Raw genomic sequence first — 22,592 nt, 5'->3', positions numbered from 1 at the left:
CGCGTCGAGGCGGTCCGGACATCACTCGCCCCCACCGAATCCACCCGAGCAGACAAGGAACGAGGACATGAACGCGACGGCGCCAAGCCCGCGGGGAACCGGCCGCATGGCCTCGATCGAAGCCATGGGCTTCACCGGAATCGTCTTCGCAATACTCACCCTGATCGGGGTGGAGATGCTGCGCGGCATGCCCGGCTGGAGCGCGGATCACGCGGCCGTGGAGCAGTGGTTCGCCCAGTCCGGCAACCGCACCCGGCTCACCAGCGTGGTGCTGATCATGGTGGTGGCCTCGATCGCGCTGCTGTGGTTCATCGGCACCCTGCGCCGCCGCCTGGGGCAGCGCGAGGATCAGCTGTTCGCCACCGTATTCCTCGGCAGCGGAGTGATTCTCATCGGCCTGCTGCTCACCTCCGTGGCCGCCTTCGCGGTGCCGGCCACCCTCGCCCAGCAGGTGAGCCCGGCGGCCGCCGCGGACGCCTACCCGGCCGCTCACGGCCTGGGCATGATCCTGATCACTGTCATCGCGCCCCGCTTGAGCGCGGTCTTCATGCTCTCCCTGGCGAATCTCGGCCGCGTCACCCGCGCACTCCCGCGCTGGCTGACCCTGATGTCGACGGCGGCAGCGCTTTTCATGCTGATCGCGGTGACCACCGAAATTCGCATCGCATGGGTCCTGCCCATGTGGGCCCTGGTCGTCGGCATCTACATCGTCTCGCGGCGAAAGCACCTGGCCCCCGAGTGAAAGAGCCTCAGCCCGGGGTCCTCGCCGCGCCCAGTTCGGCGGGCATGGACGCGTAGGCGTGCAGGTTGCGCAGCGGATGCGGGATCGGCGGGCCGTCCAGGCGCAGGTCCGGGTACCGATCGAACAGGGCGCGCAGCGCGACGCTGCCCTCCAGCCGGGCGAGCCGGGCGCCCAGGCAGCCATGGATCCCACTGCCGAACGAAAGATGTTCCGCGGCATTGTCTCTGGTCACATCGAAGCGGTCCGGGTCAGGGAAGACGTCGGGATCGTGGTTGGCCCCGGCCAGGGACAGCAGGACGAGGGAACCCGATGGGATGCGCTCATCGTCCAAGTCGACGTCGCAGTTCGCGACCCGGCCGGTCATCCGGACGGGACCGTCGTAGCGCAGCACTTCCTCGACCGCGTTCCGCCACAGCCACGGCTGGTCGGCCAGTAGTTCCAGCTGGTCCGGATGGCTTGTCAGCAGGGCGATTCCGTTCCCGAGCATGTTCACCGTCGTCAAGAATCCGGCATCCAGCAGCAGGGCCGCGTTGGCGATCTGCTCGCGGCGGGTGAGTACGTCATCGGCCACCAGCATGCTGAGCACGTCGTCGCGCGGCGCGACGGTGAGCTCATCGAAGTGCTGATCGAAGTACTCTTTGACCTCGGCCAGATCTTTGACCGCGTCGCGGTAGACGGCCCAGGACAAACCTCGTTCGAGCAGCGGCGCCCCGGAGTCTCCCCACTTCAGCAGCGTCGAATGCATGTCGGCCGGCAGCCCGAGGATTTCGGCGATGATCGTGACGGGCATCTGCGCGGAGAAGTCGGTGATCAGATCGGGGCGAGGCTTCGATTCCAGGCGGTCGATCAGGTCATCGGCCACTTCGGCGATGCGCTCCTCCAGCGTGGCGATCGACTTCGGGCCGAAGACGTTCCCGACCATGCGCCGGTACCGGGTGTGATCCGGCGGATCGGTCACCAGCATCGAGGGCGGTTCCCCGAGGTTGGGCAGTCCCAGATCGGTCTTGGCCAGCAGCCAGCGGACCGGCTTCGGCAAAGCCGGGTGATTGGGCGACACCACGCCGAAACGCCGGTCGCGCAGGATGAGGCGGCACACTTCGAAATCCGCGGTGATGTGCACACCCGACATCTTGGGAATCCGGCCGCGTCGCCGGATCTCCTCGATAGCCGGCGATGAACCGAGCAGGCCCTCCGAGCCGCGGGCCAGGTTCCCCAGGGGCGAACCCCGGCGCGCCGACGCCTGGACATAAGTCCGCGCGAGACCGTGCATGAGCAGCCATCGCGTCCACGTGCGAGTCAACATTGTCACCTCCGACCCACTTTTTATGATAGTGATTCGCTATGGGATGGCCCAGGCACCGTGGCGTGACCTCCGGATCAGGCGCCCGGCCCGCCATGGGCAGGCGCGATTTCGTCACCGGTGTGATCGGATCGGCGGCGATGCTGGGTCTCGCGGGCATCGGCGCGGCCACGCCTGCCGCACGGGCGGACAGTCCCGGCCAGAGCCCGCTTACGCCGATCTACCGCGCGCTGGTGCCGGAGATCTTCGCGCCGCTGCCGGATCCGGCCGATCACGTCCCCGCGATCGTCGTCGGATCAGGGTTCGGAGCGGCGGTCGCAGCACTGCGCCTGGCGCAGGCCGGGGTCGACGTCGCGGTACTCGAGCGCGGATCGCGCTGGCCCAACGATCCGTGGCGCGACATCTTCGCCGTCGACACGATTCCGGACGGCCGTGGCTTCTGGCATCGCACCACCTTCACCGGGGCGAACCGGATCCCGGTGGCCGTCGATTCGTTCGGCGGGGTTCTCGACGTGTCCACCTACCCGGGCATCGATGTGTGGCGTGCCGCGTGCGTCGGCGGCGGCTCGGTCGTGTTCACCGGAGTGACGATCGAGCCGGAGCAGCGGTTCTTCGATCAGGTGTTCCGCGGCGTGGTCGACTATCGCGAGATGCACGACGTCTACTACCCCAGGGCTCGAAAGATGTTGCAGCCCAGCACGATACCGGAAGATATCTACAACTCCCCCGCGTTCGCGCACTCCCGCGCCTGGGAGGCGCAGGCCCGCGCGGCCGGATATGCGCCGCAGCGCATCGACGGCACCTGGCGGTGGGACGTCATCCGCGACGAGCTGGCCGGGCGATCGCTGCCGTCGGCGACGGTGGGCTGTTCGGACCTCGGCAACTCCAACGGCGCGAAGTTCGATCTGAACCAGAACTACCTGCGCGCTGCCGAGGACACCGGCCGCGCGCGGATCTACCCGGGCCATCGCGTGGACACCATCGCCGCGGAACCGGGATCGCCCGGTCGCTATGCCGTCGCCGTGACCAAACTGGCCCCGACCGGCGAGGTGCTCCGCACCCGGACGCTGACCTGCGACATGCTGTTCCTGGCCGCGGGCTCCGTCGGCACTTCCGAGCTTCTGGTGCGCGCACAGGCGACCGGCGCGCTGCCGAACCTCAACGAGCACATCGGCGAAGGCTGGGGCGGCAACGGCGATGTCGCCTTGGCGCGACCGCTCACCACGCTCGAGGTGGGCACACAGGGCACGCCCTCCACGAGCCGAATCCTGGACGAGACGGGCGCACCCGTGTCACTGGAGAGCTGGTTCGTCCCCGGTACATCACCCTTCGACACCGGTCTGGTCGCATCGCTGGGCATCGTGCTCGACGACACCCGGGGCCGGTTCGTCTGCGACCCGGACAACGGGCGGGTGGACCTGCTGTGGCCACCCGACGGCGCCGCGGGCTATCTCGCCCGAGCCCGCGAGTTCAACGACACCATGAGCTGTCACTGCGAACCGATCTCCCGACCCGAACTGGAGGCCGACGCCTCGATCACCGCACACCCGTTGGGCGGCGCGGTAATCGGGCGCGCGACAGACGAATACGGCCGGGTGCGCGGATACCGGAACCTCTACGTGATGGATGGGGCGTCGGTGCCCGGCAGCACCGGAACGGTCAATCCCTCATTGACGATCAGCGCGCTGGCGGAGCGCAATATCGAACAGATCATCGGTTCCGGAGGGTAGTCGCCGAGCGCTACAGTCGATTGGTGGACGAGACTCCGGTCGCACACGGTCGGCGCTCACGCGCCGAGCGGGTGGCGATCCGGCTGTTCTACCCGACATTCCGGCCCTCCGCGGAGTCGTTGCGGACGGCCGTCACCGGCCAGGTAGTGCTGGTGACCGGGGCCTCATATGGCATCGGCAAGGCCAGTGCAAGCAAGCTCGCCGCGGCGGGGGCGGTGGTGCTGCTGGTGGCGCGTTCCCGGCCCGAATTGGAACGGCTGGCCGCCGAGATCACGGCCGCCGGGGGCGTGGCCCACATCTACCCGACCGACCTGACCGACATGGATGCCGTGGGCCTGCTCGCCCGGACGCTACTGGCCGAGCACTCGCACATCGATGTGGTGATCAGCAACGCGGGCAAGTCGATTCGGCGCCCCATCGCCGAGTCCTACGACCGTTTCCACGACTTCACCCGCACCATCGACATCAACTACCTCGGCCCGGTACGGCTGCTGCTGACCCTGTTGCCCGCCATGCGCGAACGCGGGCAGGGGCACATCGTCAATGTCTCGACCTGGGGCGTGCTGATGCCGCCGAGTCCGCGCTGGTCGGCCTACGGCGCCTCGAAGGCGGCCTTCGACGTCTGGCTGCGCAGCGTCGCCACCGAGATCGCGGGCGACGGCGTCACCACCACCTCGGTCTACATGCCACTGGTCCACACCAGAATGAGCGCCCCCACCGACTTCCGCCGGATCCCCGGCCTGACCGTCGACGAAGCCTCCGACCTGATCGCGCACGCCGTCAGCGCCAAACCCCGCGAGGTGGCCCCCTGGTGGGCGGTCCGGGTCCAGGCCTGGTCCGCCGTGCACCGCTACCAGGTCCAGCGCTTCATGGAACATCGGTTCCGAAACTGAATAGAGAAATGGAAATTGATTCGGTGGTCCGATCGAAGAGCAAATGTCGCCGAATCGTTGCCATAGACCATATCGACGCCCGTAGAGACCGAACCGACTGCGACGTCGCACCGTATACACCATGTACCGGTGGGCATATACTGTCGCCGGTCGGGGTTTTGCAGGAAAGAATGCGCAAATAATGCGCGGTCAGAGCTGAAGGAAATCCATGACTGCACCGCGACCACAGCCGATACCGCTGTCAGCCGGGCAGCAAGGATTGTGGCTGGCACAAAAATTGAGTCCGGATGTTCCGATATCCGAGGCGCAATATGTAGAGTTCCATGGCGACCTCGACATCGAATTACTGTCCAGGGCGGCCATTCAAGCCGGTCACGAGTTCCAATCCGGGTATCTGAGAGTGGTCGAGACCGACGGTGTGCCGTACCAGGTGTACGACCCGGCACTCGGCCTGGGGGCCTCGATGATCGATGTCCGCAGTTCGCCGGATCCCATTGCGGCAGGCCTGGACTGGATGCGCCGGGAGTACACGGCCCCCTTGGAGATGACCCGGGATCCGCTGGTCGCGACGGCGATCGTGCGGGTGGGGGACCAGGATTACCTGCTGTACTCCCGATGTCATCACGTCGCACTCGACGGCTACGGCGCGATGGTGATCGTGAACCGGATCGCGGCGCTGTACACGGCGGCCGTGCAGGGCAGTGCGGCCGAGCCCAACCGGGCGGCCGATATCCAGGCCCTGTACGAGGCCGACCGCAGCTACCGCGAGTCGAAGCGGTTCACCGACGACCAGGCCTACTGGGTGGACCGACTCGCCGGTGTCCGCGAGGAGTCCAGCCTGGCCGCCGGACCGGCACCCGCGTGCGCCGACAGTGTCGTGGTGATCGCCGAACTGCCGGCGGCGACGGTGGGGCGGATCGACCGGTCGGCGGAAGCGGTGGGGGCGAGCCCGGCCGCGGTGGTGATCGCCGCGTTCGGCTGTTACCTGGCCCGCAAGACCGGCCGCGACGAGGTCCTGGTCAACATTCCGGTATCGGGTCGCACGAACGCCGTCCTGCGGCGATCCGCGGGGGTGTTCGTCAACGTGGTGCCGCTGCCGATCGTCCTCGAGCCGGCCGATACCGTCGCGACGCTGGCGCTGCGGGTGCAGTCCGATCTGGTGGGCGCGCTACGGCACCAGCGGTGCGGCCTCACCGATATTCGCGTCGCCACCGGGAAGCGGGGCGAGCAGTGCCGCTTCGCGGGTCCGGTCGTGAACGTCATGCTGTTCGACCACAAGCTCCAGTTCGGTCCGGTGACCGGGGAGTTCCATCTCCTCAGCTCCGGCCCGGTCGAGGATGTGCTGGTCGACGTGTATCGGGTCGGGGATCCGCCGCGGACGCTCCTCCACTTCCTGGCGAATCCCAACCTCTACACCGACCGCGAACTGTCTGCGCACTGCGCCGGATTCGCGGAGTTCCTCGACGAGTTCGCGGCCGCCGGCTCGGACACCGAGCTGGAACAGGTCGACCCCCGAAGCGTCGCCGAAGGCGCCGGGATTCGCCGCCGCCGTGAGAATCTGGCGTTCTGGCGGGATGCCCTCGCGGACCTTCCCGAAGACCTTCCGCTGCCGTTCGATCGGCCACGGCCGGCGGTGCTGTCGAATCGGAGTGCGACAGCGGATTTTTCGTTGAGCGCGGCCTTGGTTCAAGGATTGGATAATTGCGCACGACAGCACGATTCTTCGTTGTTCACGGTGGTTCACGGTGCGTTGGCGGTATTGCTGGCGCGGATGAGCGGTGGCACCGATATTCCGGTCGGCACACCGGTCGACGATGTGAGCGGGACACTCGCCAATACCGTGCTATTGCGAACCGAGGTCGACCCACGGGAGTCGTTCGCCGATTTGCTCGATCGGGTTCGGCAGGTCGATCTGAATGCGTTCGACCATGCCGATATTCCGTTCGAGCAAGTGGCGGAGCAGCTATCGCGACAACCCTGGTGCCAAGTGATGCTGGCGATCGGCCAGGTCGGTGAAATATCGCGCTCCGACCTGCAATTCACCCTGTCGGTACCCCACGGTGAGGATCAGCTGACCGGCGCGGTCGCCTTCGCCACGGATGTGTTCGATGCCACGACGATCGATTCCCTTGTCCGTCGGTGGATCCGGATCCTGGAGTCGGTGGTCGCCGATCCGACGGTCCCGGTCGGGGCGATCGACGTGCTCGACCCCGCCGAGCGAGCCGATCTGCTGACCCGTCACGGTGCAGCCCCGGTGGCCCCGGTCACCCTGCCCGAGCTGCTGGCCAACGCGGTCGCGGTGGATCCCGAGGCGGTGGCGATCGTCGCCGGAGGGCGGGAGTCGAGCTACCGCGAGATGGACGAGCGTTCGAATCGATGGGCTCGGCAACTGATCGAGCGGGGCATCGGTCCCGAGGATGTCGTCGCGATCGCGGTGCCGCGTTCCGCGGACTCGGTGCTTGCGGTGTGGGCGGTGGCCAAGACGGGGGCCGCCTTCCTGCCGATCGATCCGGCCCATCCGGCCGATCGGGTCGCCCACATGCTGGCCGATTCGAGGGCGGCGGTCGGCCTGACCGTGCCATCCGTGCGCTCCCGGCTACCCGACGACATCGATTGGCTGACAGCGGATTACCTCGACAATGGCGACGATCGGCCGGTCACCGACGGTGATCGGGTGCGGCCGTCGCGGGTCGACGATATCGCGTATGTCATCTACACCTCCGGATCGACCGGGCTGCCCAAGGGCGTTGCCGTAACCCATCGCGGACTGCACACCTGCGCCGTCGAACACCGCGACGCCCTGAGCATCGGACCCGCCTCCCGCACAATGCATCTGGCTTCACCGAGCTTCGACGTCTCGGTGCTGGAGCTGCTGTTCGCGCTGTGCGCGGGCGCGACGATGGTCGTCGCACCCGGCGACAGCTTCGGCGGCGACGAACTGGCCGAGCTGCTGGACCGCGAACACGTCAGCCATGCGTGTATGACGCCCTCGACCCTCTCGACAATCGACCACACCCGGTGGCCCCTACCGGATCTGGGTCATCTGGTGGTCGGCGGCGAGGACTACGGCACCGAGTTCGTCGAACGGTGGGGTGGGAATCGGGAACTGTTCAACGAATACGGGCCCACCGAGACCACGATCGCCGTCACGCTGACCGCTTTGGCGGCGCGGGAGCTGGTCACGATCGGCCGTCCCCTCCTTGGCGTCTCGGCCTGGATACTCGATCAGCGATTGCAGCCGGTGCCGGTGGGTGTGGCCGGTGAGTTGTACATCGCCGGTGGTCTCCTGGCTCGGGGGTACCACCGGCGGGCGGGGCTGACGGCGGAGCGGTTCGTGGCTTGCCCGTGGCTGCCAGGTGCGCGCATGTACCGGACCGGTGATGTGGTCCGCTGGTCGCCCGACGGTGCGATCCAGCATCTCGGGCGGTCCGACTTCCAGGTCAAGATCCGAGGGCTCCGGATCGAGCTCGGCGAGATCGATGCCGTGCTGACGGGTCACGAGAGTGTCGGTTTCGCCGCCACGATCGGCCATCGCGCAGAATCGGGCGCCCAGTCGCTGGTCTCGTACGTCGTTGCCGCGCCGGGACATTCGATCGACACCGCACTGTTGGCGGAACATCTCGCCGATCGTGTTCCGCCCTACATGGTCCCGTCCTCGATCATGGCGCTGGACCGGATCCCCTTGACCCCGACCGGCAAGCTCGATCGAAAAGCCCTGCCCGAACCGGTGTTCGCCGCCGACAAGCCCTACCGGGCGCCCCGAACGCCGATCGAGCAACTCATCGTCGAGACCCTCGCCGATGTACTCCATCTCGACACCGTCGGCATCGACGATTCCTTCTTCGCGCTCGGCGCGGACAGTCTGGTCGCGACCCGCGTCGCGGCGCGTCTCGGGGCCGTGCTCGGTCTCGAAATCCCGGTGCGGCTGTTGTTCGATGCGACCACGACCGCGGAATTGGCCGCCCGGATGGAGCAGGACGCGATGACGGGGCGGCGGCCCCGACCGCCGCTGACCGCCGGCCCGCGCCCCGACCTGGTGCCGTTGGCGCCGGCGCAGCAACGCATGTGGTTCTTCAACCAGTACGACACCGGCTCCGGGGCGTACAACATGCCGATCGCCCTGCGGCTGCGCGGCGAGCTGAACGTCGAGGCCCTGCGATTGGCGCTGATCGACGTCCTGACCCGACACGAATCACTGCGAACGCGGTACCCGGATCACGACGGGATGCTGATCCAGGTGATCGAATCCGTCGACCACGTTGACCCGGAACCCACGCTGACCGCGGTCCCGCACAGCCAATTGGTCTCGGCGATCACCGAATTCGTGACCGAGGGCTTCGACGTGAGCACCCGGGTACCGGTGCGGGCCCGGCTGTTCCGGGTCGCCGATGCCGAGGAACCGGAACATGTGCTGGCCGTCGTGGTGCATCACATCGCCGCGGACGGCTTCTCGATGGCGCCGTTGGCACGTGACGTGGCGACCGCGTACGCCTCCCGGATCCGCGGTGAGGTCCCGTGGTGGACACCGCTGCCCATCCAGTACGCCGACTACGCCCTGTGGCAGCGGGACACCATGGGTTCGCCGGACGACCCGGAATCGCTGAGCGCCCGCCAGATTCGCTATTGGACACAAGCTTTGGAAGGAGTGCCCGAGGAGCTCGAGCTGCCGTTCGATCGGCCGCGGCCGGCGGTGATGTCGAATCGGGGCGCGACGGCGAGCTTCTCGGTGGGTGCGAGGTTGGTCCGAGCCTTGGACCAGGTCGCGCGGCAGCACAATTCGTCGCTGTTCATGGTGATTCACAGCGCCTTGGCGGTGCTGCTCGCACGGATGAGCGGGTCCGCCGATATTCCGGTCGGCACGCCGGTCGCGGGGCGCGGGGTGGCGGAGCTCGACGAGATGGTCGGGATGTTCGTCAATACGCTGGTGTTGCGGACCGAGATCGATCCGGACGAGTCCTTCACCGATCTGCTGGGCCGGGTGCGGCGGACCGATCTGGATGCCTTCGATCACGCCGATGTCCCGTTCGAGCAAATCGTGGACCGGCTGGTCACACGCCGGTCCCAGGCTCGCCATCCGGTGTTCCAGGTGATGCTGGCGTTCCAGAATCTGGAGCCGGTGCGGCTGGAGCTGCCCGATCTCGAACTGTCGATGGTGGACCTCCCCACCAGCGTGTCCCGCTTCGATCTGCAATTCATCCTCGCGCAGGACCACGACAGCGGTGACATCACGGTGACGGTCACCTACGCCACGGATCTGTTCGACGCCGCGACGGTGGATTCCATCGACCGACGATGGATTCGCATACTCGAGTCGGTGGCTGCCGATCCGGCGGTACCGGTCGGGACGATCGAGGTCCTCGACCCCGTCGAACGAGCCGACCTGCTCACCCGCCACGGTCCACCCCCCGTCGCGCCGGTCACGATGCCCGATCTGTTCGCGGCCGCGGTCGGGTTGGATCCCGATGCCGTGGCGATCGTGGCCGGGGGACGGCAGTGGAGCTACCGGGAGGTGGACGAGCGTTCGAATCGGTGGGCTCGGCAGCTCATTCGGCGCGGGATAGGTCCGGAAGATGTCGTCGCCATCGCTGTGCCGCGTTCCGTGGATTCGGTGCTGGCGGTGTGGGCGGTGGCCAAAACCGGAGCCGCGTTCCTGCCGATCGATCCGAGCAGCCCGGTCGAACGCATCGGTCACATCGTGGCCGACGCGGGAGCGGTTGCCGGTCTGACGGTGGCATCGACACGTTCTCGGCTGCCCGATGCCGATATCGGTTGGCTGACCCCGGATTACCTCGATGCGGGCGACGATCGCCCCGTCACCGACAGTGATCGGGTCCGTCCGCTGCGGGTCGACGACATCGCCTACGTCATCTACACCTCCGGATCGACCGGACTACCCAAGGGCGTCGCGGTCACCCATCGCGGATTGAACAACGGCACCACCGAACGTCGCACCGCACTGAGCATCGAACCCCACAGCCGCACATTGCATCTGGCCGCACCGAGCTTCGATGTCGCGGTGATGGAGATGCTGCTGCCGTTGAGTTCGGGCGCGACGATGATCGTCGTGCCCGCAGATGCCGCGGGCGGCGACGCCCTCGCCGAACTCCTCGACCGTGAACACGTCACCCACGCCTTGATCACCCCGTCCGTCCTGTCCACGATCGACGACACTCGCTGGCCGTTGCCGGATTTGGGGCATCTGGTCGTCGGTGGCGAAAACTGTGGCACCGAACTGGTCGAGCGCTGGGGTGGGAATCGCCGGCTGGTGAACGACTACGGACCCACCGAGACCACCATCGCCGCGATCGTGAGTTCCCCGCTGGTAGCCGGTGAATCGGTCACGATCGGTCGCCCGATGCCGGGCGCCTCGGCGTGGGTGCTGGATCGGCGGTTGCAGCCGGTGCCGGTGGGTGTGGCCGGTGAGTTGTACATCGCCGGTGGTCTCCTGGCTCGGGGCTACCACCGGCGGGCGGGGCTGACGGCGGAGCGGTTCGTGGCATGCCCGTGGCTGCCGGGTGCGCGCATGTACCGGACCGGTGATGTGGTCCGCTGGTCGCCCGACGGTGCGATCCAGCATCTCGGTCGATCCGACTTCCAGGTCAAGATCCGAGGGCTCCGAATCGAACTGGGTGAGATCGATTCCGTGCTCGCGGCGCACGCGAGTATCGGTCATGCCGTCACGATCGGTCATCGCGCCGAATCGGGCGCCCAGTCCCTGATCTCGTATGTCGTTGCCACGCCCGGGCATTCGATCGACACCGCGCTGGTGACGCAGTATCTCGCCGATCACGTGCCCTCGTACATGGTTCCGGCCTCGATCATGGTGCTGGACCGGATCCCCTTGACCCCGACCGGCAAGCTCGATCGAAAAGCGTTGCCGGAACCGGTGTTCGCCGCCGACAAGCCCTACCGGGCGCCTCGAACGCCGCTCGAGCACCTCATCGCCGAGGCCTTCGCCGACGTGCTCCACTGCGACACCATCGGCATCGACGATTCCTTCTTCGCGCTCGGCGGCGACAGCATCATGTCGATCCAGCTGGTGACCCGGGCTCGAGCAGCAGGCGTGGTGTTCTCCCCCCGCGACGTGTTCGAGCGCACGACGGTCGCCGGACTCGCCGAGGTCGCCGTCGTCGAGAATGTCTCGGCGACAGCGCTCCCGGCGGAGCCGGCCGGAGCGGGCGTAGGCCCGCTGCCGCTGACGCCGATCATGCGCGAGTTGCTGGAGCGGGCCGGGCCGGCGACCGGCCGGTACGCGCAGGCGATGATGCTGGGTCTGCCGCCGGGGGTCGACCGGCGGCAGCTCACCGACGCCGTGCAGGCGGTCCTCGATCGACACGACATGCTGCGTGCGCGCCTGACCCCGGACACCGACGGACAGTGGGCGTGGGAGGTGTTGCCCGCCGGAGCGATTCGCGCCGACGACGTTCTGATGCGTGTGCCCGGGCCGGCGGGGCTGGGGCCCGACGAGTTCCGTGCGCTGGCATCGGCCGAGCTGGATGCCGCCGCGGACCGGCTCGATCCCGGAGCCGGGATCGTGACGCAGGTGGTCTGGTTCGACCCGGTGGACACCGCGGAGCCGGGCACGGTGCTCGTGGTCGTGCATCGTTCGGCGATCGATCGCGTCTCCTGGCAGGCGCTGGCGCCTGATCTCACGGCCGTGTGGGCGCAGGCCGGCGGCCGGGAGCCGCTCGATTCGGCCCCGACCGGGACGTCCATGCGCCGGTGGGCGCACGGTCTGGTCGAGGCGGCCCGACGTCCGGAGCGCACCGCCGAGCTCGAACTCTGGCAGGCGATGACCGCCGGAGACGACCCGGCGATCGGGTCACGGCCGCTCGACCCCGCGATCGACGTGATCGCCACCGCCCATACGGTCCGGGTCGAGGTGGACCCCGAGGTGACCGATGCGCTGCTGACCACCGTGCCCGCGGCCTTCCACGGCAGTGTGCACGACGGGCTGCTGGCCACCTTGGCGGTAACGATCGCGCGATGGCGACGTGCGACAGCCGGGAGCCCATCCGCGGACGTGACGATCCGCCTCGAAGGCGACGGCCGCGCGGAAGGCGTTGTCCCGGACTCGGATCCGACGCGGACGGTCGGCTGGTTCGCCACAAGCTTCCCGATGCGCCTGGATCTTTCGGACATCGATCTCGACGACGCGTACACGGGCGGACCCGCGCTCGGGTCAGCGGTCAAGGCCGTCAAGGAACAGCTCCGCGCCGTCCCGGACCACGGCGTGGGCTACGGCCTGCTCCGGTATCTCGACGAGGACACCGGGCCGATCCTCGCGGCCGTGCCGCCGCCGCAGATCGCGTTCACCTACCTCGGCCGCGGCGACACGGGGACCGCCGAGGCGATACCGGCGGCCGGATGGGTACCGGTGGACATCGGCGATGCCGCGGCACAGCTGGCCGGTACCCGGGATCCGGATATGCCGGTGCCGGCGGTGCTCGACATCAATGCCTTCGTCGTGGACGAGGCGAGCGGGCCACGGCTGCGGATGATCTGGTCGTATCCCGCGGAGCTCCTCACCGCCGACGCGGTGCGTGAGGTCGCGCAGTCGTGGCGCTCGGCACTGACAGCGTTGGCCAGGCACGTCCGCCACGCCGGGGCCGGGGGACGAACACCGTCGGATGTGACGCTGGCCGGGATCGGGCAATCCGCGATCGAGCGGCTCGAGGACCGGTATCCGGCCCTGAGCGACGTCTGGCCACTGGCCCCGCTGCAGCAGGGGCTGCTGTTCCACGCGCTGGTGTCGGAGCAGTCGGTGGATGCCTACATCACGCAGCTGGTGCTGGAGCTGCGCGGCCGGGTCGATGCGGGGCGGCTGCACCGAGCCGTCCGGGTGCTGCTCGCCCGGCACGCGAATCTGCGCGCCGCGTTCGTCACCGACGCCGACGCCGGACCGGTCCAGGTGGTCGACGACGCCGCCGAGGCGCCATGGACGGAGCGGGACCTGTCCGGGCTGGATGACGGTGCGCGCGAACACGAGTGGGCGCTGCTCATGGCCGAGGACCGCACCACCCGGTTCGACCCGGCTCATGCCCCGCTGCTCCGCTGGACGCTGGTGACCACCGGACCCGGACAGTTCCGGCTGATGCTGACCAATCATCACCTGCTGCTCGACGGCTGGTCGACACCGCTGCTGCTGCAGGAGCTGCTGGTGCTCTACGCCGGCGACTGCGATGCCACGCTGCTGCCGCCGGTCCAGCCTTACCGGGATTTCCTGACCTGGGTCGCCCGGCAGGACCCGGCCGCCTCGCTCGACGCGTGGGCCCGTGCCTTCGACGGCGCCGACGAGCCGACCCTGCTGGCCGCGGCCGATCCGCGCCGCCGCTACACCGAATCCCGTGAGGTGCTGGGCGAACTCACCGAGGCGCAGACCGCGGCGCTCACCGGTCGCGCCCGGTCCCGCGGCATCACGCTCAACACCATGATCGAGGCGGCGTGGGCGATCGTGCTGGGCGCGTCGACATCCCGCGCCGACGTGACCTTCGGCGCCGTGGTCTCGGGACGGACCCCGCAGGTCGCGGGTATCGAATCGATGGTCGGACTGTTCATCAACACGGTGCCGGTGCGCGTCCGGCTCGACGCCACCGAGACCCTCGGGCAGTTGCTCGACCGCATCCAGGCCGAGCAGGCCGCCCTGCTCGATCACCAGTTCGTCGGCCTGGCCGACATCGAGCGAGCGGCCGGGCCGGGAGCGGCGTTCGACACGATGACGGTGTTCGAGTCCTTCCCCGTCGACCGGCACGGGTTGACCGCGGACACCGACATCGCCGGCCTGCGGCTGGTCGACGTGACCGGCGCCGACGCCGCCCACTATCCGCTGGGCGTGGTCGGGCGGATCGACTCGCGACTGCACCTTTCGATCAAGTACCTGCCGGAGCTCTTCGACCACGAAACCATCGCGGCGACCCTGCGGCGGATCCTGGACGTGCTGGGCGACATCGCCGCCGACCCGGAGCTGCCGGTGGCCCGGCTGCAGCTGCTCTCCGCGGAGGAATACGGCGAACTGGCGCCGGTGGCAGGCGATCCCGCGATACCGGAGCGGGTGCTGCCGGAGCTCTTCGCGGCGACGGTGGCCCGGGATCCGGGTGCCGTGGCGGTGATGTCCGAAGACCGGCAATGGACCTACGGCGAGCTGGACGCGGAGTCGAATCGGCTGGCGCGCTTGCTGATCGGTCGAGGGGCCGGGCCGGAGACGAGTGTCGCGATCGGGTTGCCGCGCTGCTACGAGTCGGTGCTCGCGGTGTGGGCGGTGGCGCAGTCGGGGGCGGCATTCGTCCCGGTGGATCCCCGCAATCCGGGCAGCCGGATCCAGCACATGCTCGATGATTCGGGTGTCCGGACCGGAATCACGCTGTCGCAGTGGCGGAATCAGCTACCCGATTCGGTGCGCTGGCTGGTCCTCGACGAGCCTGCGGTCACGGCGGAGCTGGCGGGGTTGCCGGCCACGCCGATCACCGACGCCGAGCGAATCCGGCCGGTCCGGGTCGATCAGCCCGCGTACGTGATCTACACGTCCGGGTCGACGGGCGTGCCGAAGGGCGTGGTGGTCTCGCATCGGGGGCTGGCGAACCTGGCGGCCGAGCAGTGCTCGCGATTCGACCTCGGGCCGGGCGCGCGGGTGTTGCATGCCGCATCGCCCAGTTTCGACGCGGCGGTCCTGGAACAGCTCTGGGCGTTCGCGTCGGGCGGGCGGCTGGTGATCGCGCCGCCGACCGTCCTCGGCGGAATCGAACTGGCGCAGCTCATATCGCAGCACTCGGTGACCCACGCGGCGCTGACTCCCACCGCCCTGGGCACGGTCGACCCGGCCGGGCTGGGAACCCTCGCGACCGTCGTGATCGGTGGCGAGGCGCCCCCGCCGCGGCTGGTGTCGCAGTGGGCGCCGGGCCGGAAACTGATCAACACCTACGGGCCGGCGGAGGCCACCATCCAGACCGATGCCGGTGCGCCGATGGTGCCGGGTGAGCCGCCGACGATCGGCGGGCCGATCCGCGGCGTCGGCGAGCTCGTGCTCGACGCGTGGCTGCGTCCGGTGCCGCTCGGAGTCGTCGGCGAGTTGTACCTCACCGGTCCGGGACTGGCTCGCGGCTACCGCAACCGGATGGATCTGACCGCGTCGCGGTTCGTCGCCGACCCGTTCTCGAACCGCGGGCAGCGCATGTACCGGACCGGGGATCTGGTGCGGTGGCTGCGGCGACCGGACGGCGAGCTGACCCTCGACTACGTCGGGCGGACGGACTTCCAGGTCAAGATTCGCGGCTTCCGCATCGAACTCGGCGATGTCGAGACCGGTCTGCTGGCCTGCCCCGGCGTGGCTCGCGCGGTCGCGACCGTCCATCACGGCTCCACCACCGGCGATCGGTTGATCGGGTACGTGGTGCCCGAGCCCGGCGCCGCCCTGGACCCGGGCGCGGTTCTCGCGTTCGCCGAGGAACGATTGGCCCCGCACCTGGTGCCGGCAACCGTGATGGTGCTCGACACGCTGCCGACGACCGAGACCGGCAAGACCGACCGCTTGGCCCTGCCCGCGCCCGACTTCGGCACGGGCCGAACCGAATTCAGGGCCCCGGTCACCGAGACGGAGACGACGCTCGCGGGACTGTTCGCCGAGATCCTGGGGATCGACAGGATCGGGCTCGACGACTCGTTCTTCGCCCTCGGCGGCGACAGCATCATGTCGATCCAGTTGGTGACGCGGGCCAAGGCGGCGGGGCTGGTGCTGTCCGTGCGCGAGGTGTTCGAGCAGAAAACCGTTGCCGCACTGGCCCGGATCGCCGTCCGCGACAGCGCCGCGGCGGCCGCCCTGCCGGCCGAACTGCCCGGCGGCGGCGTGGGTTCGATGCCGACGACACCGATCATGGGCTGGATGTTCGAGCGCGGCGAGTTCGACAGCTTCTGCCAGTGGGTGACGCTCACACTGCCGACCGGCATCGACCGCACCGCCATCGCGGCGACCGTGCAAGCCGTGATCGATCATCACGACATGCTGCGGGCCCGGCTCCAGCCCGACCCCGCACACCCGTCGGGCTGGGCGGTGCAGACGCAGCCGGCCGAGGTATCCGCCGACGGACTCATCCGGCAGGTGCGGGTGGACGCCGCGCCGGGCAGCAGTACGTTCGACGCGATCGCCGACGCCGAGGCACGCGCGGCCGCCGACCGCCTCGACCCCGCCGCGGGAATCGTGCTGCAGTTGGTCTGGTTCGACTGCGCAGCCGAACCGGGCAGGCTCCTGGTCGTCGCGCACCACCTGGTGGTGGACGGAGTCTCCTGGCGAATCCTCGTTCCCGACCTGGTGGTGGCCGGGGCCCAGGTGAGTGCCGGGCAACCGCCGCGGCTCGAGCCGGTCGGAACGTCGATGCGGCGCTGGGCGCACGCGCTCGACGCCGCTGCCGCCGACCTCGACGAACTCGACTGGTGGCGTGGCACTCTCGCCGAACCGGATCCGCCGATCGGGACGCGCCCGCTCGATCCGGTCGTGGACGTGCAGTCCACCGTCGCCACCGTTCGGGTGACGCTGCCCGTCGACGTGACCCGTGCCGTACTGACCACGCTGCCCCGCGCGTTCCGCGGCAGTGTGGACGACGCCCTCGTCGCCGGGCTCGCACTGGCGTTGACTCGATGGCGAAACCGGCACGGCGACACCGGCACCCACGCGCTGCTCACGCTCGAAAGCCACGGCCGCGACGACACGGTTCTGCCCGGCGCCGACCTCACCCGCACCGTCGGCTGGTTCACCACCACCTACCCGGTACGGCTCGACCTGTCCGATATCGACATCGATGACGCGTTCGCCGCGGGCCCCGCCGCCGGGGCGGTCGTCAAATCGGTCAAGGAACAACTCCGGCGCGTTCCCGGCCACGGGATCGGCTACGGGCTGCTGCGCTACCTCGACGCCGACACCGCCCGCATCCTGGGCGCGATGCCCGACCCGCAGGTGAGTTTCAACTATCTCGGCCGGTTCGACACCATTCCGGACTCGTTGCGCGACACCGGGTGGATGCCCGCCGGCGGCGATACCGCGGGCGGCGTGCAGCCTCCCGGCGCGGCCGCGGCCGCCCTGCTGGCCGTCAACGCCGTCACCGAGAACACGCCGGACGGACCCGCCCTGACCGCGGCCTGGGACTACCCGGCCGGACCGATCTCCGCCGCCGAGGTCACCGAGCTCGCGGAACTGTGGCGCGACGCGGTGGCCGCGCTCGCGGACCACGCGTCCCGGCCCGGCGCCGGCGGGCTGACGCCCAGCGATATCGAACTCGCCGACCTGGACCAGGCCGCGATCGAACGGCTCGAGGCCGAATACCCGGAGCTGGAGGACATCTGGTCGCTGACGCCGCTGCAGGCGGGGCTGTTGTTCCACGCCCAGCTCGCCGCGGGCGCCCGCGACGACTACATCGTCCAACTCCGGATGGATCTCGGTGGGCGCGTCGACGCGGACCGGTTACACCGCGCCGCACAGACTCTGCTCGGACGGCACCCGAACCTGCGCACCTCGTTCGTTCAGGACAGCGCCGGCGAACCGGTCCAGGTCGTGCACCGCCGGGTCGAGACGCCGTTCACTCATCTCGACATCACCGAGAACGCCGACGCCGCAGCCGAACTCGATCGGCTCATGAACGCCGACCGCCACTTCGACATGACCGCGGCGCCGCTGCTGCGCCTGACCCTGATCGACACCGCCCCGCAGCGGTACACGCTGCTGCTGAGCATGCACCACATCCTGATCGACGGCTGGTCCACCCCACTGCTGATCCGGGAACTGCTGATCCTCTACGCCGGCGACAGCGACCCCGGCGCGCTGGCCCCGGTGCCGCCCTACCGCGACTACCTGGGGTGGCTGCGGGCCCAGGATCAGCGGGCGGCGGAAGCGGCGTGGACCCGGGCACTCGAAGGCCTCACCGAGCCGACCCGGCTGGCGCGCACGGACCACCGCCGCGGCACCGACGCCGCGCGGGAAGTCCGGGTTCGGCTGAGCGAGAACCGCACCGCGGAGCTGGTCGCGGCGGCCCAACGGCAGGAGAGCACCCTCAACACCGTCGTCCAGGCCGCCTGGGCGATCGTGCTCGCGAACGCGACCGCGCGCGACGATGTCGTGTTCGGCGCCACCGTCTCCGGCCGCCCGCCGCAGCTGCCCGGCATCGAATCGATGATCGGCCTGTTCGTCAACACGGTGCCCGTCCGGGTCCGGCTCGACGACGGCGAGAGCCTGGCCCAACTGCTGCGGCGAGTCCAGGCCGAACAGGCCGCACTGCTCGACCACGACCATCTCGGACTCGCCCGGATCCAGCGGGCGACCGGGTTCGGCGCGATGTTCGACACCGTGACCGTCTTCGAGTCCTACCCGGTCGACTCGGCCGGGCTGTCCGCGGACACCGACATCGCCGGGATGCACGTCCTCGACGTGCGGGGACGGGACGCAGCGCACTACCCGCTCGGCCTGATCGTCCATCTCGGCGCCCGGCTGGAGCTGATCTTCGAATACCTGCCCGAACTGTTCACCGGGGACGAGATCGACGCCCTGGCCGGGCGGATGGTGCGCGTGCTCGACGCCGTCATCGACGACATCGATCGCTCACCCCTGCGCGTCCAGTTGCTGACGCCGGAGGAGCTGACCGGGTTCGTACCCGTTCGGGGTGCGGCCGACGTGGCGACATCGACACTGCCGCAGGTGTTGTCGGACGCGGCGAGGTCCGAGTCCGACGCGTTGGTCTGCGATGGGGAACGGTTGTCCTATCGCGAACTCGACGAAGTCTCGAACCGGTGGGCGCGGATCCTGATCGACGCGGGCGCGGGACCGGAATCGTTCGTGGCCGTGGCATTGCCGCGCTCCATCGACGCCATGATCGCCGTGTGGGCGGTCGCCAAGACCGGCGCCGCATTCGTGCAGATCGACCCGGCCCAGCCCGAGGAACGGATCAGCGGCATTCTCGCCGACGCGGGTGCCGTCGTGGGGCTGACCGCCGAGACCTATCGAGAGCGGCTGCCGGAGCACATCTCCTGGTTCATCCTCGACGGTCCCGAGTTCGCGGCGAAGGCGATATCGGTGCCCACCAACGCAATCGACGACGGTGAGCGCACCGCCGCGCTGCGGCCGGAGCATCCGGCCTACCTGATCTACACCTCGGGCTCGACCGGGATCCCCAAGGGCGTCGTGGTCACCCACACCGGGCTCGCGAATCTCGCCGCCGAGGCGCGGGAGCAGGTCGGCCTCACCGCGTCCTCGCGCATGCTGGCCGCGGCCTCGCCGAGCTTCGACGTGTCGATCCTCGAATGGCTCAGCGCCGCGGCCGCCGGAGCCACGCTGGTGCTCGCGCCGGAGCACGTGGTCGCGGGCGACGAACTGGCCGAACGGATCTCGGCCGCGGGCGTCACCCATGCGGCCTGCACCCCGACCGTGCTCGCGTCATTGCGACCCGACGGACTCGACACCCTCCACACCCTGCTCCTCGGTGGCGAGACCTGCTCACCTGATCTGGCGGCCCGATGGGCCGAGGGCCGCACGCTGATCAACGCCTATGGCACCACCGAGACCACCATCCAATGCTGCACCGGCGTCCTCGAGACCTCGACCGCGGACGGGCCGCCGCCGATCGGCGGGCCGGCCCGCGGGTTCTCCGCCGTCGTGCTCGACCGCAGACTGCGTCCGGTCCCGCCCGGAGTGCCCGGCGAACTGTATCTGTCCGGACCGGGCATCGCCCGCGGCTATCACGGGCAATTCGCGCTCACGGCAACACGATTCATCCCCGACCCGTACGGGCCGGCCGGGTCCCGCATGTACCGCACCGGCGATCTGGCCGCCTGGACGGCCGACCGGAGGCTGCGCTACTTGGGCCGCAGCGATCTGCAGATCAAGGTCAACGGCCATCGCATCGAACCCGGCGACATCGAAACCGCGTTGTGCGGCCACCCCGATGTCGCCCGGGCGGCGGTCGCGGTCCATGCCCGGCCCGACGGAATCGACCAGCTAACCGGATACGTGGTGCCCGCCCCGGACACGACACCGGATGTGGTGACGCTGACCAGGCACCTCGCCGGCCGACTGCCCACCCATATGATCCCGACCGCCATCATGACGCTCGACCGGATTCCGCTCACGGACACCGGCAAACTCGATCGCAATGCCCTGCCCGTACCCGACCTGCGCGGCCGGTCCCGGTTCCGGGCGCCGTCCACGCCGCTCGAGGCCACCGTGTGCGAAGCCTTCGGCCGCACCCTGGATCTCGAACGCATCGGGGTCGACGACGGCTTCTTCGCCCTCGGCGGCAACTCGCTGGCAGCCACCCAGCTGGTGGCTGGGCTCGCGGAATCCACCGGTGTCACCGTGCCGCTGCAGTGGCTGTTCACCGATCCGACGCCCGAAGCCCTGGCCCGCCGCATCGAGGACCGTCGCGACGCCGGGCCGGAGGTCGACGGACAGGATCTCGCGGGCGCGCTCGCGGTGATGCTGCCGCTGCGCGCCGCCGGCACCGAGCCGCCACTGTTCTGCATTCACCCGGCGATCGGATTGGCTTGGGGTTTCAGCGGATTGGTGCAGCACCTCGATCCCGACCAGCCCGTCCGAGGGCTGCAATCCCCCGCGCTGACCGACCCCACCGTGCGGTTCGACACCCTCGACGAGCTCGCCGCCCGCTACGTGCAGGAACTCCGGACCGTCCAACCGCACGGTCCCTACCATCTGCTCGGCTATTCGCTCGGCGGCACCATCGCGCACGCCATGGCCGTCCGACTCCGCCGCGACGGCGACTCAGTGGACACCCTGGCCATGATGGACACCCGCGTCGTCACCTCCGACAGCGTGCGGGCTCCGACCCCCTCGGTGGCGACGATGCTCGCCGAGTTCGGCGGTATCGCGGTTCCGGACGGCCCCGCTGAACTGACCGTCGAGGCCGCGACCGAGTTGCTGCACCGGCAAGGCGGACTGTTCACCGAGGTGACCGCCGAGCATGTGGTGCGCCTGCAAGCCGACTACACCCGACTGATCGATCTCACCTTCGAGCACCGTCCCGGACAGTTCGACGGTGACCTGCTCTACTTCAGCGCCGCCGACGACCCCGTCGGCGGAGCTTCTCCCGCTCGCGCCTGGCACACCTATGTCACCGGGCGAATCACCGAGCACCGGGTTCCCGTCCGCCACGAACGGATGACCGATCGAGATGCGCTGCGCGCCATCGGCGTCGTTCTCACCGAGCACTTCCGATCCACCCGCACTGCCCCCACGGAGTCACAAACACCAGCAAGGACAAGCCGATCATGAACAGCGACCGAATCGTCGGAACACGTTCCGGCGTCGAACCAGTCAACCTGTTCGACCCCGATATCGCAGCCGCTGACGGCGTGTACCCGCGTGCTGACGAACTGCGCCGGTGGATGGTCGAATACTTGTGCCGAACACACCCCGACCTGGGCAGGCCCGGCGCCGTCTGCCCCTACACCAGTCACGCCATCACCCTGCGATCACTGTGGGCGGTGTTCATCAAGGGGCGCGATATCGACCGCGCGCACATCGCCGCGATAGTCGCCGACCTGTACGACCTGTTTCCCAGCCTGCCACCCCGGAACGAACCCGATTCCAAACTCAAAGCCGTCCTCGCGGTCTTCCCGGACCTCACCGAGTACGCCGACATCGAAGCCGTTCAGCGCGAACAGAAGACCACATTCGTCGAACAGGGTCTGATGCTCGGACAGTTCTACCCCGGCTGCACCGTCGCGGGCCTGCACAACCCGTCCTTCCACGCCCTCGACGCCCCCCTGCCCATGCTCGCCATCCGCTACATGGCCCCCACCGACTTCCCATTCCTCAGCTCACGCCACGAATGGATGGACTTCTACCTCCACAACTTCGCCCCCGAGATCCCCAAGTTCATCGCCACCACCATGTCCGACATGCTCGTCCAGGACCCCGACGCGCCGCCCGAATAACC

Annotated in this window: 6 protein-coding genes; 5 read left to right on the top strand and 1 reads right to left on the bottom strand. The window is 69.0% G+C overall.

What is annotated here, in order from left to right; genetic code table 11:
- The first annotated feature begins 106 nt into the window (after positions 1–106).
- Complete coding sequence (locus ACYVKL_RS31580; protein WP_379167754.1) at positions 107–742, top strand: hypothetical protein; 636 nt, start codon at positions 107–109, stop codon at positions 740–742.
- A gap of 7 nt (positions 743–749) precedes the next feature.
- Here ACYVKL_RS31580 and ACYVKL_RS31575 read toward each other — a convergent pair whose 3' ends face one another.
- Positions 750–2,045 (bottom strand): cytochrome P450, encoded by a 1,296-nt coding sequence (locus ACYVKL_RS31575; RefSeq protein ID WP_379167756.1) that lies wholly within the window; start codon positions 2,043–2,045, stop codon positions 750–752.
- Positions 2,046–2,107: 62 nt separating this feature from the next.
- On the opposite strand from ACYVKL_RS31575, the gene ACYVKL_RS31570 reads away from it, so the two are divergent.
- From ACYVKL_RS31570 to ACYVKL_RS31555, 4 genes are all read left to right on the top strand, one after another.
- Positions 2,108–3,772, top strand: coding sequence for a GMC oxidoreductase (locus ACYVKL_RS31570; RefSeq protein ID WP_460773627.1), 1,665 nt, complete (start codon positions 2,108–2,110; stop codon positions 3,770–3,772).
- A gap of 23 nt (positions 3,773–3,795) precedes the next feature.
- Positions 3,796–4,665 carry an SDR family NAD(P)-dependent oxidoreductase gene (locus ACYVKL_RS31565; RefSeq protein ID WP_379167758.1) on the top strand — a complete coding sequence of 290 codons (870 nt, stop codon included), beginning with the start codon at positions 3,796–3,798 and terminating at the stop codon, positions 4,663–4,665.
- A gap of 208 nt (positions 4,666–4,873) precedes the next feature.
- Complete coding sequence (locus ACYVKL_RS31560; protein ID WP_379167761.1) at positions 4,874–21,925, top strand: amino acid adenylation domain-containing protein; 17,052 nt, start codon at positions 4,874–4,876, stop codon at positions 21,923–21,925.
- On the top strand, positions 21,922–22,590 hold the full coding sequence (locus tag ACYVKL_RS31555) for a DUF6875 domain-containing protein (RefSeq protein ID WP_379167763.1): 669 nt from the start codon (positions 21,922–21,924) through the stop codon (positions 22,588–22,590). Before ACYVKL_RS31560 ends, ACYVKL_RS31555 begins: the two co-directional genes overlap by 4 nt.
- The last annotated feature ends 2 nt before the right edge of the window (positions 22,591–22,592 follow it).

The sequence above is a fragment of the Nocardia tengchongensis genome, from assembly GCF_054781395.1.
Note: the sequence above shows the minus strand (reverse complement) of the source record. Positions and strands in the feature narration are given on the sequence as shown.